This window comes from Vibrio fluvialis (assembly GCF_900460245.1).
Taxonomy (GTDB): Bacteria; Pseudomonadota; Gammaproteobacteria; order Enterobacterales; family Vibrionaceae; genus Vibrio; species Vibrio fluvialis.
In genome coordinates this window covers 45,845-60,588 of the sequence record NZ_UHIP01000002.1, presented here as the reverse complement: position 1 = coordinate 60,588, position 14,744 = coordinate 45,845, and the positions used below count along the sequence as shown (strand labels likewise).

13 protein-coding genes are annotated in these 14,744 nt (G+C 55.3%); 9 read left to right on the top strand and 4 right to left on the bottom strand.

Translation table 11 applies throughout. From position 1 onward, the window contains the following. Nucleotides 1-8: 8 nt before the first annotated feature. The 3 genes from DYA43_RS15275 to DYA43_RS15265 all read right to left on the bottom strand — a co-directional run bounded on the left by DYA43_RS15275 (nucleotide 9) and on the right by DYA43_RS15265 (nucleotide 3,235). Nucleotides 9-1,610 carry a carboxyl transferase domain-containing protein gene (locus DYA43_RS15275; RefSeq protein WP_061055809.1) on the bottom strand — a complete coding sequence of 534 codons (1,602 nt, stop codon included), beginning with the start codon at nucleotides 1,608-1,610 and terminating at the stop codon, nucleotides 9-11. A 19-nt stretch (nucleotides 1,611-1,629) separates the two neighbouring features. Beyond that, on the bottom strand, nucleotides 1,630-2,799 hold the full coding sequence (locus tag DYA43_RS15270) for an isovaleryl-CoA dehydrogenase (protein ID WP_024373136.1): 1,170 nt from the start codon (nucleotides 2,797-2,799) through the stop codon (nucleotides 1,630-1,632). Between the two features lie 67 nt (nucleotides 2,800-2,866). Further along, complete coding sequence (locus DYA43_RS15265) at nucleotides 2,867-3,235, bottom strand: MerR family transcriptional regulator (RefSeq protein WP_020328236.1); 369 nt, start codon at nucleotides 3,233-3,235, stop codon at nucleotides 2,867-2,869. A gap of 279 nt (nucleotides 3,236-3,514) precedes the next feature. Between DYA43_RS15265 and DYA43_RS15260 the strand changes: the two genes are divergently transcribed. The 9 genes from DYA43_RS15260 (at nucleotide 3,515) to DYA43_RS15220 (ending at nucleotide 13,815) form a co-directional block, all read left to right on the top strand. Then, nucleotides 3,515-4,735, top strand: a complete 1,221-nt coding sequence (locus DYA43_RS15260; protein ID WP_061055808.1) for a thiolase family protein — start codon at nucleotides 3,515-3,517, stop codon at nucleotides 4,733-4,735. A 139-nt stretch (nucleotides 4,736-4,874) separates the two neighbouring features. Then, nucleotides 4,875-6,368, top strand: a complete 1,494-nt coding sequence (locus DYA43_RS15255) for a CoA-acylating methylmalonate-semialdehyde dehydrogenase (RefSeq protein WP_061055807.1) — start codon at nucleotides 4,875-4,877, stop codon at nucleotides 6,366-6,368. Nucleotides 6,369-6,411: 43 nt separating this feature from the next. Then, nucleotides 6,412-7,566 carry an acyl-CoA dehydrogenase family protein gene (locus DYA43_RS15250; RefSeq protein WP_055453208.1) on the top strand — a complete coding sequence of 385 codons (1,155 nt, stop codon included), beginning with the start codon at nucleotides 6,412-6,414 and terminating at the stop codon, nucleotides 7,564-7,566. A 48-nt stretch (nucleotides 7,567-7,614) separates the two neighbouring features. Beyond that, nucleotides 7,615-8,439, top strand: coding sequence for an enoyl-CoA hydratase (locus tag DYA43_RS15245; RefSeq protein ID WP_044362298.1), 825 nt, complete (start codon nucleotides 7,615-7,617; stop codon nucleotides 8,437-8,439). Between the two features lie 65 nt (nucleotides 8,440-8,504). Beyond that, nucleotides 8,505-9,632 carry an enoyl-CoA hydratase/isomerase family protein gene (locus DYA43_RS15240; RefSeq protein ID WP_061055806.1) on the top strand — a complete coding sequence of 376 codons (1,128 nt, stop codon included), beginning with the start codon at nucleotides 8,505-8,507 and terminating at the stop codon, nucleotides 9,630-9,632. Between the two features lie 25 nt (nucleotides 9,633-9,657). Beyond that, nucleotides 9,658-10,560 (top strand): 3-hydroxyisobutyrate dehydrogenase, encoded by a 903-nt coding sequence (gene mmsB, locus DYA43_RS15235; protein ID WP_024373131.1) that lies wholly within the window; start codon nucleotides 9,658-9,660, stop codon nucleotides 10,558-10,560. 22 nt (nucleotides 10,561-10,582) lie between these two features. Further along, nucleotides 10,583-11,341, top strand: a complete 759-nt coding sequence (locus DYA43_RS15230) for an SDR family oxidoreductase (RefSeq protein WP_024373130.1) — start codon at nucleotides 10,583-10,585, stop codon at nucleotides 11,339-11,341. A 181-nt stretch (nucleotides 11,342-11,522) separates the two neighbouring features. Continuing rightward, nucleotides 11,523-13,085 carry an acyl CoA:acetate/3-ketoacid CoA transferase gene (locus DYA43_RS15225; protein WP_047460673.1) on the top strand — a complete coding sequence of 521 codons (1,563 nt, stop codon included), beginning with the start codon at nucleotides 11,523-11,525 and terminating at the stop codon, nucleotides 13,083-13,085. Next, nucleotides 13,078-13,815, top strand: coding sequence for a beta-ketoacyl-ACP reductase (locus DYA43_RS15220; RefSeq protein WP_061055805.1), 738 nt, complete (start codon nucleotides 13,078-13,080; stop codon nucleotides 13,813-13,815). Before DYA43_RS15225 ends, DYA43_RS15220 begins: the two co-directional genes overlap by 8 nt. A gap of 100 nt (nucleotides 13,816-13,915) precedes the next feature. On the opposite strand, the gene DYA43_RS15215 is transcribed toward DYA43_RS15220, so the two are convergent. Further along, nucleotides 13,916-14,707, bottom strand: a complete 792-nt coding sequence (locus DYA43_RS15215) for an AraC family transcriptional regulator (RefSeq protein ID WP_020431643.1) — start codon at nucleotides 14,705-14,707, stop codon at nucleotides 13,916-13,918. Nucleotides 14,708-14,744 lie beyond the last annotated feature (37 nt).

Genomic DNA, 14,744 nt, shown 5'->3' with positions numbered 1-14,744 from the left:
CCTCCCGCTTACATTCGGAAAATACCAAACTGGCTGTCGGCAATTGGCGCTCGCAACGCGGCATTTAACGCTTGGCCCAGAACATCACGGGTTTCGAGCGGATCCAAAATTCCGTCGTCCCAGAGCCTCGCGCTGGCGTAGTAGGGGCTGCCTTGCGTGTCGTACAACTCAACAATCGAGTCGCGAAACGCTCTGGCTTCGTCATCCGGCCACGCTTCCTGCTGGCGCGCTTTCACCTCGCGCCGCACCTGCGTCAGTACGCCTGCTGCCTGTTCGCCACCCATCACCGATATTCGTGCGTTAGGCCACATCCACATCATGGTGGGATCGTACGCCCGCCCGCACATGCCGTAGTTTCCTGCACCATAAGAACCGCCGATGATCACGGTGAATTTGGGCACATCGGCACACGCCACCGCCATCACCAGCTTAGCGCCGTGCTTGGCGATGCCTTCCGCTTCCACTTTCTTGCCCACCATAAATCCGGTGATGTTTTGCAAAAACAGCAGCGGGATTTTACGTTTGGCGCACAGCTCGATGAAGTGCGCGCCTTTTTGCGCCGATTCGGAAAACAGAATACCGTTGTTGGCGACAATGCCAATGCGATGGCCGTGCAACTGAGCAAAGCCGCACACCAACGTGCTGCCATACAACGCTTTGAATTCATCAAACTCGGAATCGTCCACTAAGCGGGCAATGATTTCGCGCACGTCAAACGACAACCGGAGATCTGCGTTGACGATGCCGTATAGCTCTTGCGCGTCATATCGTGGCGGTAAGTATTCTTTTTGTGCGAGTGTCGGTGATTGGTTGGTGCTGGCGATGGCTTGGCGAGCCAGCGCCAGTGCGTGCGCATCGTCATCCGCATAGTAATCGGCCACGCCGGACTTTTTGCAGTGCACATCCGCGCCGCCCAGTTCTTCATCGGTCACTACTTCTCCGGTTGCCGCCTTCACCAAAGGTGGGCCAGCGAGAAAGATGGTGCCTTGCTGTTTGACGATGATGGCGACGTCTGCCATGGCCGGAATGTAAGCGCCGCCGGCGGTGCACAACCCCATTACCACCGCAATCTGAGGAATGCCTTGCGCCGACATGCGTGCCTGATTGTAGAAAATGCGCCCAAAATGATCGCGATCGGGAAACACGTCCGCCTGATGAGGCAGGTTCGCTCCGCCGGAGTCGACCAGATAGACACAAGGCAATTGGCAGCGCTGCGCAATCTGCTGTGCGCGCAGATGTTTTTTGACCGTTAACGGATAATAGGTACCGCCTTTGACGGCGGGATCGTTGGCAATAATCATGCACTCGATGCCGTGAATTTTGCCAATGCCTGCAACCACGCCAGCGCACGGCACTGATTCTTCATACACTTGCCAGGCTGCAAACTGACCGACCTCAAGAAAGAATGAATCGTCGTCAAGCAAGCGTTGCATCCGTTCGCGCACGGGCAGTTTGCCTTTTTGCCGCTGGCGTTCAATCGCCTTTTCTCCGGCGCCCAGTTGGAGTGCCTGACGATGCGTGTGCAGTTGCTTCACCAGTTCACTCATGTGGGTGACGTTGGCCTGAAACAGGTCTGATTCAGGTTTTGCTTTCGTTTTTATCACAGCCATTGCGTCTCCGTTACACGCCTTAGCGCGACTCTTCAAACAGTTCACGACCAATCAGAATGCGGCGGATCTCTGAGGTGCCCGCGCCAATTTCATACAGTTTGGCATCGCGCAGCAGGCGCCCGGCCGGAAACTCATTGATATAGCCGTTGCCGCCGAGTAGTTGAATCGCATCCAGCGCCATTTGGGTGGCCAGTTCGGCGGCGTAAAGAATGACGCCCGCGGAATCTTTGCGCGTCACTTCGCCGCGATCACAGGCATTGGCGACCGCGTAAACATAGGCACGTGCAGCATTCAGGCGGGTGTACATATCAGCGACTTTGGCCTGTACCAGCTGGAATTCGCCAATCGCGTGACCAAACTGTTTGCGGTCGTGCACATACGGCAGCACCAGATCGAGACACGCCTGCATAATGCCCAGCGGCCCGGCGGCCAGTACCACACGTTCGTAATCCAGCCCGCTCATCAGCACTTCGATGCCTTGGTTGAGTTCGCCCAGTATGTTCTCAGCCGGAACGGGGCAGTTTTCAAACACCAGTTCACAGGTATTGGAGCCGCGCATGCCGAGTTTGTCGAGCTTCTGCGCCGGGTAAAAGCCGGGGAAATCGCGTTCGACGATAAACGCGGTGATGCCGCGCGATTTGGCATTGGGATCGGTCTTGGCGTAGACAATGACCACCTGCGCATCCGGGCCGTTGGTGATCCACATTTTGCTGCCGTTGAGCACAAAGTGATCGCCCTGACGCTCGGCTTTGAGCTGCATGCTGACGACATCCGAGCCCGCATTGGGTTCACTCATTGCCAACGCGCCCACCCATGACCCATCCAGCAGTTTGGGCAGGTATGCCTCGCGCTGCTTGGCATTGCCGTTACGAAACAGTTGATTGACGCACAGGTTGGAATGGGCGCCATAGCTGAGGCCGACGGACGCCGACGCGCGGCTGATCTCCTCCATCGCCAGCACATGGGCAAGGTAACCCATCTCTGCGCCGCCGCAGGCTTCATCGACCGTCACGCCGAGCAGCCCCATGTCGCCAAACAGGGGCCAGAGATGCACAGGAAATTGATTATCGTGGTCGATTTGCGCCGCAAGTGGGGCGATGTGTTCGCTGGCAAACGCATGAACCTGCTCTTTGAGCAAATCCAGTGTTTCACCGAGACCGAAATTAAGCGACGGGTACTGGCTGTTCATAACACCTCCATAAGCTTGCATTCAGGCAGTGGAACGCAAGCGGATGAGAACGATGAAACGGCTCAGGTTATTGGGCTTTCAGCGCCAGCTCGCATCGTTGGCGGGCTGCTTCCAGTTCGCCCATCACCACACCGATGTCATCTAGCTGGCGCTGAAGCACCGCTTTCTTTTCATCGATAATGTTGAGCATTTTCACCAACTGTGTCTCGCCTTGATGAGCATCGTAAAGCTCAAACAATTCGCGAATCTCGGCCAGAGAAAACCCAAGGCGTTTACCGCGCATAATCAGCTTGAGGCGAATCTTGTCTCTGCGGTGATAGATTCGCACTGTGCCTTTGCGCTCTGGCTCGATTAATCCCATGTCTTCGTAAAAACGAATGCTTCTTGTCGTAATGTCGAACTCTTTTGCGAGTTCACTGATTTTAAAAGTTTCCACCTGATGATGTCCTCCAACTGCTCATTGTGGTTGAGGATCGTTTGTGCTGTTCAAAATCGGTTACAGAGGCCGATGAGAAAATCTTATTGTTGTTATTTTGTTTCTTTACGTTTACGTAAATGTTAGTGCTATGCTTACGTAAACGTCAAGAAACCGCAGGGCGAAAAATCGCCGGGTTGAAATGACCAAACGGCGCCTGTGCACCGTTTGTCGCCGTATTCAGCAGTACCTGACTTTGCGCCAATCTGTGGTCATCACTTTCGTCAAAGAGGACGGGGCATGGAAAAAGCCATCTGGATTGTATCTGCCAAACGAACGCCGCAAGGGCGTTTTCAGGGAGCATTGAAAGAATACACCGCGCCGCAATTGGGCGGAGCGGCCATTAAAGCGGCATTGAACGACACATCGGCCCCCATTGAACAAGTCGATGAAGTGCTCATGGGCTGCGTTCTGCCTGCCGGCTGCGGCCAAGCGCCAGCAAGGCAAGCGGCACTGAATGCGGGTCTACCGCTCTCGGTGGGGGCAACCACCTTAAACAAAGTGTGTGGCTCTGGCATGAAAGCCGTGATGCTGGCGCATGACCTCATCAAAGCGGGCAGTGCGCAATGCATTATTGCGGGCGGGATGGAGAGCATGACCAATGCGCCGTACCTGCTGAGCAACGCTCGCAGTGGCATGCGGATGGGCCACCAAACTACCTTTGATCACATGTTTCTCGATGGATTGCAGGATGCTTACGACGGGCACCTGATGGGCGTGTTTGCCCAGCAGATCGCCGACAAACTTGAGTTCAGTCGCGAAGCGATGGACGAATGGGCAGCGCTGTCTGCGCAACGTGCCTGGGAAGCGCAGGAGCAGCAACTCTTTGTCGCTGAAATGACGCCGCTGACGTTTGGTAAACAGGCCGAACTGCTCGATTACGACGAACATCCGCGTTCCATCAAGCTCGACAAAATCCCGCAGCTTAAACCCGCCTTTGCCGAAGATGGCAGTGTCACGGCGGCCAACTCCAGTGCCATCGCCGATGGTGCTGCTGCCTTGATGTTGATGGATGAAGAATCCGCGCGTTCGCAAGGTTTGGATCCTTTAGCGGTGATTCGCGGCCACGCCACTCACGCCAGATTGCCAGCAGAATTTACCCTGGCGCCGGTGTACGCCATCGAACAACTGCTGTCGCAGCTTGACTGGACGGTGGATGAAATCGATCTGTGGGAGATTAACGAAGCGTTCGCTGTGGTCACCCAAATCGCCGTGCAGCAGCTTGGGCTGGATGTCGACAAAGTGAATGTCAAAGGCGGTGCTTGCGCGCTGGGTCACCCGATCGGAGCCAGTGGCGCGCGCATTCTGGTCACGTTGATCCACAGCCTGCGTCAGTTGCAGGCGCTGGGCGTCAACGGCGATAAGTCAGAGCAGAAAGTGATGCGCGGCGTTGCATCGCTCTGTATCGGCGGCGGTGAAGCCACGGCCATCGCGATTGAAATTCCGCTGTCGGAAGCCTGAAGTCAATAGGTTGAAACTAACAGCCTGAAACTAAAAGCGTTTGTGAAACACGCGAGAGCCGCACGGACAACGGCAACGGATACAGCACAACTCCCGTGCGGCGCCCAATATTGAACCCATGATCGACAAGGACAACGTTATGCTAAACCCGGTTCCTTTATTCATTGATGGTGAATTTCGTCAGTCGGCCACCAAAGCGTGGGTTGACGTCACCAATCCGGCGACCAATGACGTCATCGCCTCGCTGCCCTGCGCAACGGATCTCGAAATGAGCGAAGCCATCACCAGTGCGCTGATTGCTTTCCAGAGCTGGAAACAGGTTGCGGTGCCAGAGCGCGCGCGTCTGATGCTGCGCTACCAACATCTGTTGAAAGAACATCATGATGAGCTGGCGCAAACGCTATCGCAGGAAACCGGTAAAACACTGGCGGATGCGAAAGGCGATATCTGGCGAGGCATCGAAGTGGTGGAGCAGGCGGGCAACATCGCCAGTAATATGATGGGGGAGATGGTTGAAAACGTCGCCAGCGACATCGACACGTACTCTATGATTCAGCCGCTGGGGGTGTGCTGCGGTATTACGCCATTTAACTTCCCCGCCATGATCCCGTTGTGGATGTTCCCGCTGGCGATTGCTGCTGGTAACACTTTCGTCTTGAAACCGTCTGAACAGGTACCGCTGACGTCCGTTCGCCTCGCCCAACTGTTTGAACAAGCGGGCGCGCCGAAAGGCGTGTTGCAAATTGTTCACGGGCGCAAAGAACAGGTCGATTTTCTGCTCGAACACCCTGAAATCAAAGCCATCTCTTTTGTCGGTTCGGTGAAAGTGGCGCAATACATTTATCAGCAAGGGACGCAGAACTTTAAGCGTGTGCAGGCGTTTGCCGGGGCGAAAAACCACATGGTGGTGATGCCGGATGCCAATAAAGAGCAGGTGATCAACAATCTGGTCGGTGCGTCGGTAGGCGCGGCGGGTCAGCGCTGCATGGCGATCTCGGTGGCGGTGCTGGTGGATGGCGCGAAAAAATGGCTGCCGGATCTGAAAGCTGCGATGGCGAAAATGCATCCGGGTCGCTGGGACGACAGCAATGCGGCGTACGGGCCGCTGATCAGCCCACAAGCCAAAGAGCGGGTACAATGCCTGATCCAACAAGGGATCGACGAAGGTGCCGTGTGCGAACTTGATGGTCGCCAATGCGAAGTCGACGGACTGCCCAACGGCAACTGGGTTGGGCCGACGCTGTTTAGCGGCGTCAGTACCGACATGAGCATTTACCGCGAAGAAATTTTTGGCCCGGTGTTGGTGTGTCTGGAAGCCGATTCGCTGGAAGAAGCCATCGACATCATCAACAGCAATCCGTATGGCAACGGCACGTCAATTTTCACCGCCAGCGGCGCGGCGGCGCGCAAGTTCCAGCATGAGATTCAGGTGGGTCAGGTCGGGATCAACGTGCCCATTCCGGTGCCACTGCCATTCTTCTCATTTACCGGTTGGCGCGGCAGTTTCTACGGCGATTTGCACGCATACGGCAAGCAGGCGGTGCGCTTTTACACCGAAACCAAAACCGTCACGGCGCGCTGGTTTGACGACGATATTCCCAGTGGTCCGAACCTGACGATTCATCTGCGCTAATCCGCAGATTTAGTTTTCACGACACGACGATTCGGAGCTCATTATGGATTTTGAATTCAACGAAGATCAACGAGCGTTTGCTGACACCGCTCGCCAGTTTGCCAGTGAGCGGCTGGCACCGATGGCGGCCACGTGGGACGAAGAACACATCTTTCCAAAGGATGTGCTGCGCGAAGCGGGCGAGCTAGGCTTCCTCTCGCTCTACACGCCGGAAGACGAGGGCGGGCTTGGCCTCAGCCGCCTTGATGCCTCATTGATTTTTGAGCAACTGGCGATGGGGTGTACCTCCACCACCGCGTTTATGACCATTCACAACATGGTGACGTGGATGGTCGCGAGCTTTGCAACGGCGGATGCCAAAGCGCAGTTTTGTCCCAAACTGGTCACCGGCGAATGGCTCGGCTCCTATTGTTTGACCGAACCCAATGCGGGCTCCGATGCCGCTTCGCTCACCACATCAGCAACCAAAGCCGGCGATGGCTATCTGCTGAGTGGCAGCAAAACCTTTATTTCAGGCGCCGGCGATACCGATGTGCTGGTGGTGATGGCGCGCACTGGCGAGGCTGGTCCGAAAGGCATTTCCGCTTTTGTGGTGCCCTCGCAGGCAGACGGCATTACCTACGGGCGCAAAGAGCCGAAGATGGGCTGGAACAGTCAGCCGACTCGTTCGGTCACCTTCGATAAAGTGCACGTGCCAGCCAGTGCTTTGCTGGGCGAAGAGGGCCAAGGGTTTACCTTTGCGATGAAAGGGCTGGATGGCGGGCGAATCAACATCGCCACCTGCTCGGTCGGTACGGCGCAACAGGCGCTCAATCAGGCGACGCAATACCTGCAAGAGCGCAAACAGTTCGGTCAATCGCTGGCGCAGTTTCAGGGATTGCAATTCAAGTTGGCGGACATGGCGACCGAACTGGTCGCGGCGCGTCAATTGGTGCGTTACGCCGCCAGCAAACTGGATCGCGGTGATCCGCAAGCGACGGCTTACTGCGCGATGGCGAAACGCTTTGCTACCGATGTCGGTTTTCAGGTGTGTGATGCCGCGCTGCAACTGTATGGCGGCTATGGTTACATCAAAGAGTATCCGCTGGAGCGCCATTTCCGCGATGTGCGGGTGCACCAGATCCTCGAAGGCACCAATGAAATCATGCGCCTGATTGTGGCGCGTCGGCTGTTGTCTGACGGGGGGGAACTGCTGTAAGCCAGCGCCCCAACATGTAAGTCAGCACAAAAAAATCAAGGAGTGGTTATGACGTCCAACAGTTACTCACCACAACACCCGGCCACGGATGGCGAATCCCATGCGCTGATCGGTTTTCATCTGCATCATCATGTGGCCGTGGTCACCATGAACAATCCGCCCGCCAACACCTGGACGGCGCAAAGTTTAGAACAGCTTAAAACGCTGGTGCAGTCGCTCAATCTCAACAAAGAAGTCTACGCCTTGGTACTGACGGGCGCTGGTGAGAAGTTTTTCTCGGCCGGGGCGGATCTCAAACTGTTTGCCGATGGCGACAAAGCGCGTGCGCTCAAAATGGCGCGCGTGTTTGGTGAAGCGTTTGAAGCGTTGTCGGAATTTCGCGGCGTTTCGATTGCGGCGATAAACGGCTATGCGATGGGCGGTGGTTTGGAAGCGGCGCTTGCGTGCGACATTCGCATTGCCGAAGAACAAGCAGTGATGGCGCTGCCGGAAGCCAAAGTCGGGCTGCTGCCGTGCGCGGGCGGCACACAAAATCTCACCGCGCTGGTGGGCGAAGGTTGGGCCAAACGGGTGATCTTGTGCGGCGAGCAACTGACTGCTGCCAAAGCGCACGAGATTGGTTTAGTGGAAGAGGTGGTCGCCCAAGGCGAAGCGCTCAATCGCGCGATTGCGATGGCAGAATCGGTCGCGCAGCAATCGCCCTCATCGGTGGCGGCATGCAAAAAGCTGATTCAGCAAACCCGCTTTGCACCGCGCCAGCACGGGCTGATCAAAGAGCGTGAATACTTCCTAGATCTATTCGATACCGAGGATCAGACCGAAGGCGTGCAGGCCTTTCTGCAAAAACGTGCGCCGCAATGGAAAAACCAGTAAGCGGTATGCAGTAAGTAATAAGGCAGAACGTTCGCCACGCAAGTTGCAAATTATCAGGAGGCAATATGACGGACCGGGTCAGTTTTCAGGAGCTTTGGTGCCGGGACCAAACACATAAGATTGGGATTGCGACCTTAGACAATCCGGCGTCGCTCAATGCGCTCAGCTACAACATGCTGGCACTGCTGTTTGACCAGCTCAAACAGTGGCAGGACGACGAACAGATGATGTGCGTCATTCTCGAAGGCGGCGGCGACAAAGCGTTTTGCGCCGGCGGCGATGTACGCACCATGCACAACGTCATGCGCGACAAATGCAAAGCCGAAGTGCAGGCGTTTTGCACCGAATACTTCTCACTTGAATATGAGTGCGACTACCTGATTCACACCTACAGTAAGCCGATCATCGCCTGGGGCGACGGCATTGTGATGGGTGGTGGCATGGGGCTGTTTATGGGATGCAGCCATAAAGTGGTCACGCCCCGCACACGCATGGCGATGCCGGAAATCAGCATCGGACTCTATCCCGATGTGGGCGGCACCTGGTTTTTGAACCGCTTACCCAAAGGCGTTGGGCTGTTTTTGGGCCTGACGGGCGCGTCCATCAACGCCACCGATGCGATTGATATTCGCATGGCTGATTACCTGCTGCTGCACGAACACCATTCGGCCATGCTGGAACGCTTACAAGCGCAGCGCTGGGAAGGCAACGGTTTTACCGTGGTTGGCAATGTTTTGAGCGAACTGGCGCTGATGGTCGATGACGCCGAACCAGAGAGCCAATTGCTGCCGTATTTGTCCAACATTCAGTCGGCTTGTCGCGCCGATACTCTCGTTGATATCTGCGACAACATTCTTGGTATCCGTGGCGACGACAAGTGGATCGCCAGCGCGCGAAATAACCTCGCCGCAGGCAGCCCGATTTCGGCGCACATCACCTATCGCCAACTCACCGAGTGCAGCCAGTTAACGCTGGCTGAGTGTTTTCGTTTGGAGCTGACGCTGTCGGTTCGCAGCGCCTTACTGGGCGAATTTCAGGAAGGGGTGCGCGCGCGCTTGATTGATAAAGATGGCGCACCGACCTGGCGTTATGGCTCGGTGGCCGAAGTGGATACCGCCGTGATTGATGAACTCTTTACCTCATTGTGGAACGACGCCGCGCATCCGCTGGCGTCGCTGGGACAAGCCCACTAACCACACCATTTCAAGGAGACAGAACATGAGCACCATCGCGTTTATAGGACTGGGTAACATGGGCGGCCCAATGGCTGAGAATCTGCTCAAGGCTGGATTGTCGGTGCGGGTGTTTGACCTCAACACTCAGGCGGCCAAAAAACTGGAACCGCTGGGTGGAGTGGTTGCTGAGTCTCTGCCCGCAGCGGTGGAAGGCGCCGACACCGTGATCACCATGCTGCCCGCGGGCGCGCATGTTCGCGCGGTTTACTTGGGCGATCACAGCGGCGGTGTGGGGCTGCTCAATATGATCGAAAGCGGCACCTTTCTCATCGACTGCTCAACGATTGATCCGGAATCTGCGCGGTTGGTGGCGGCTGAAGCCGAGAAAAAAGGTTTTGAGTTTGTCGATTCTCCGGTTTCCGGCGGCGTGGCGGGCGCGAAGGCGGGCACATTGACCTTTATCGTCGGCGGTACCGATTCGGCGTTTAAAAAGGCGCACGATGTGCTCAAACACATGGGCAAAAACATCTTCCATGCGGGCAATGCCGGTGACGGCCAAATGGCCAAGATCTGCAACAACCTGATGCTCGGCATTCTGATGTCCGGCACGTGTGAAGCGCTCAATCTTGGCATGGATAACGGCCTAGACCCAACAGTGCTGTCGAACATCATGCTGCAAAGTTCAGGGCGCAACTGGGCGCTGGAGCTTTACAACCCGTGCCCGGGCGTGATGGAAAACGCGCCTGCCAGCAACCAGTATCAACCGGGCTTTATGAGCAAACTGATGCAAAAAGACCTCGGGCTGGGCATTGATGCGGCGCTGAAAAGTCAATCATCGATTCCGATGGGCTCGCTGGCGCGCAATCTGTACGCTTTTCACAACGCAAACGGCAACGAAGAACTCGATTTCTCCAGCCTGTTTGAGTTCTATCGCTCACGGGGCTAAGCCGCTGGCAGGGAGAAAAAACATGAATCTTAGAGACAGTGTGATTGTGATTACCGGTGCCGGACAAGGGCTGGGGCAGATGATGGCGGTGACGCTGGCGCAAGCCGGAGCCGATTTAGCACTGCTGGACATGAACGAGCAGGGGCTGCTCGATACTCAGAAGCAGTGCCACATGCTGAGCGCCAAAGCCATTTATTACGTCATGGATGTGACCAACGAGGCGCAGGTGGTGAAAACCTTCGAAGACATCGTCATCGATTTTGGTCATGTCGATGGACTGATCAACAACGCGGGCATTTTGCGCGATGGTTTGCTGGTGAAAGTCAAAGATGGCCAGATAAGCAAAATGTCCCTTGAGCAATTTGATACCGTGATGAATGTTAACGTGACCGGCACTTTCCTGTGCGGACGCGAAGCGGCGGTCAAGATGATTGAAACCAAACGCAAAGGCGTGATCATCAACATCTCCAGCGTCGCGCGCGCAGGCAATATCGGCCAAACCAACTATTCGGCATCTAAAGCGGCGGTAGCAACGATGGCCACCAGTTGGGCGCGAGAGCTGGCACGTTATGGCATTCGCGCAGCGGCCATTGCGCCGGGGATTGTGCACACCGCGATGGCCGATCAAATGAAACCGGAAGCGATTGAACGGCTGAAACAGATGGTGCCCGTCGGGCGTATGGGAGAGCCGGGCGAAATCGCGCATGCGGCGAAATACATTCTGGAAAACGACTACTTTACTGGCCGAGTGCTGGAAATTGACGGCGGGATGCGCATGTAACGCGGCGTGTTTACCGCAATTCACCAAGCCCGCTTTATGCGGGCTTTTTTGTGCCTGCGCTTCGCTGCGGTGGTACTCGCTCGGATTATTTCATATCTGCAATTCAGACTTGCCAATACTGTAATTAACATCCTGTTAACGCTTGGCTATTCTCAAAGGGCTAACAACAAGGAAGGTGAATGTGGTCAAGACGTTAACCGCTGCGCAGGCAGCAGAATGGATCGCCGATGGCGATGCCGTCATGCTTGGCGGCTTTATTGGCAGCGTGGTTCCCGAAGCGATTGAACGCGCAATTGGCGAACGCTTTGAGCGCAGTGGCAAGCCGCAGGATCTCACCCTGTTGTTTGCCGCCGGGCAGGGCGATGGTAAAAGCCGCGCGGTGAATCATCTTGCGCAGGAAGGGTTGGTCCGCCGCGTGATTGGCGGCCACTGGGGCTTGGTGCCCAAGCTGCAAGCGCTGGCAGTCAATAACAAGATCGAAGGTTACAACCTGCCACAAGGGGTGATTTCCCATTTGCTGCGCGACACCGCAGCCGGAAAACCGGGCACGCTGAGCAAAGTCGGCCTCGGCACGTTTGTGGACCCGCGTATCGAAGGTGGGCGCATCAACAGCCGCACGCAAACTGATTGGGTCGAAGTGGTCGATTTTCGCGGTGAAGAGTTTCTGTTTTATCGCCGCCTGCCAGTGAACGTGGCGATTTTGCGCGGCACCACTGCCGACCAAAACGGCAACATCACTATGGAAGATGAGTGTTTGATCGTTGAAAGTTTAGCTGCCGCGCAGGCGGCAAAGAACCAAGGCGGTAAAGTGATTGTGCAGGTGAAACGTGTGGTGGAAGCGGGCATGCTCGACCCGCACGCGGTCAAGATACCGGGGATTTTTGTTGATGCTGTGGTGGTGTGTGACAACCCCGCCGATCACATGCAAACTTTCGCCACACAGATGAATCCGGCGTTTGTCGGCCGCCCGGGTGGCGAGGCGGTGAAACCGCAAGCGGTGGATGATGCGCTTGACGCCAAAACCATTATCGCCCGCCGCGCCGCGATGGAACTGCGCTCTGGTGCGATTCTCAATCTGGGCATCGGCGCGCCGGAATACGTCGCGGCGGTGGCGCGCGAAGCGGGTATTTTGGATCAGTTCACGCTGACGGTCGAACCGGGCGCGGTCGGCGGCGAGCCAGCGGCAGGGCTTGATTTTGGCGCGTCGCGCTATCCGCAGGCGATCATCAGCCAGGATCAGATGTTCGACTTCTACGATGGCGGCGGCATCGATCAAGCGTTTCTGGGCTTAGCGCAGTGCGACCGTCTCGGCGATATCAATGTGTCGCGCTTTGGTTCGCGCATCGCAGGGTGCGGCGGTTTCATCAATATCACCCAGAACGCCAAGGAAGTCTTTTTCTGCGGCACCTTTACCGCGCAAGGGCTGCAAACCGAAGTGGTGAACGGCGAACTGCGCATCGTAGCAGAAGGCCAGCAAGTCAAATTCCTTCCCGCTGTCGAACAGATCACATTCAGCGCAGCGCAGGCGCGTAAAATGAACAAACCCGTATTGTATATCACCGAGCGCGCGGTCTTCACCCTGACCGAACGTGGCTTAACGCTGACGGAAATTGCACCGGGAATGGATCTCAAGCGCGATGTGCTCGCGCAGATGGGCTTTGAACCTTACATCAGCCCAGGGCTGAAACTGATGGATGAGCAGATTTTTAAGCCTCAATTTACGTTAAGGATTGATCATGAATAATCAGCAAAAAGTGGCGGTCGTCACCGGCGCCGCGCGCGGAATTGGGCGCGCGATCAGTGAGCAGCTACTTGAAGATGGCTTCAAGGTTGTCGGGCTCGACATTTCACCGGTTGAATGGGCCAGCCAAGAACAGACCCGCAACGAGCGGGTCAGCAGTTATCAGGTGAACTTGTGTGATGCCCAAGCCGTGGCGCAAACCGTCGCCTGTATCGCCGAGCAGCATCAACGGGTGGATGTGTTGGTGAACAACGCTGGCATCACTCGGGATGCGATGCTGACCGACATGCTCGAAAGTGACTGGAACAGTGTGTTGGATGTGAATCTCAAAGCCGTTTTTCTGTTAACCCAGAAGATCGCACCGCTGATGTTGGCGCAGGGCAGTGGTAGCATCGTGAATATCTCTTCCATCGTCGGTACCGACGGTAACATCGGCCAAAGCAACTACGGCGCCAGTAAAGGCGGCGTGATTGCAATGAGCAAAGGCTGGGCCAAAGAACTGGCCCGCAAAGGCGCGCAAATTCGCGTTAACTGTGTCGCGCCGGGCTTTATCGAAACCGACATGACCAAAGACCTGCCCGAAAAAGTGATTGGTTACATGACCTCAAAAACACCGCTCGGGCGCATGGGCTCCGTGCAAGATATCGCCCACGGTGTGTCCTTCCTCGCCTCAGACAAAAGCCGTTTTATCACCGGACAGGTACTGAAAATCGATGGTGGTTTGGTGTTGTAAGTGTTTGGGCGAATTGACAAGCTGATACGGTAACGAAATATCTGGTCAGTGTTGCGCTGATTTTCTAAAGCTCCCCCAACTTTTTGGGGGAGCTGAACACTCATCTCACCATGTGGTCATCCGACTTACTTTTCATAAAACTCAGTGGAGTGTACCCAGTTTGTTTTTTAAAAAATGCGATAAACGCACTGTCAGAAGAGAAACCTAGCCAATCAGAGACATCGTTGACTTGCTTTTCTCTAGACAGTAATTCAATGGCCTTCAATAAACGCCATTGCTGCCTCCAGTCTTGGTAGGACATCCCCGTTTCAGTTTTGAATAGTCGACTCACGGTTTTAGTGCTTGCACCAACGGAATCGGCAATCGAAGTCAGGTCTGGTACTAAAAAAGATTCTTGCATCAATTGTGCTCGGAATTTTTGAAGTCGTCGATTTGACGGCAAAGGCAATTGGAACGCATGACGTTTCGCTGCATAAAACTCTTCCCAAAACAGAGCCGTCGTATTTTGCATTTCATTTTCTGGTTTGTCCCATGCCCACAGTGCCATTTTATCAATCAAAGCCTTTAGCAAAGCATCTACCTCTACCATGGTCATGGTCGTTGGGCAGTCAAACATATCACAATCGAAATACAGTGAGCGATAAGCCACCACGTTAGTCATCATCACTCGATGTTGAGTGTATGGTGGAATCCATACCGCTTTTGTCGGCGGCAAAATGCAGAGTAAGTTATTTAAAACAAAGCTCATACATCCTTGGGGCGCATAGAGCAGTTGTCCTTTCTTGTGCTGGTGCATACCTGAATCGTGTTTAGCGATATCGGCTGCGATCCCTATCACGCAAGCGGTTAATTTATCTGCATCAAACTGGGTTTGTTCATCGATAATTGCCATTTGTCCGAATCTTGTTGTTTTTGGTATGAATGTTGTT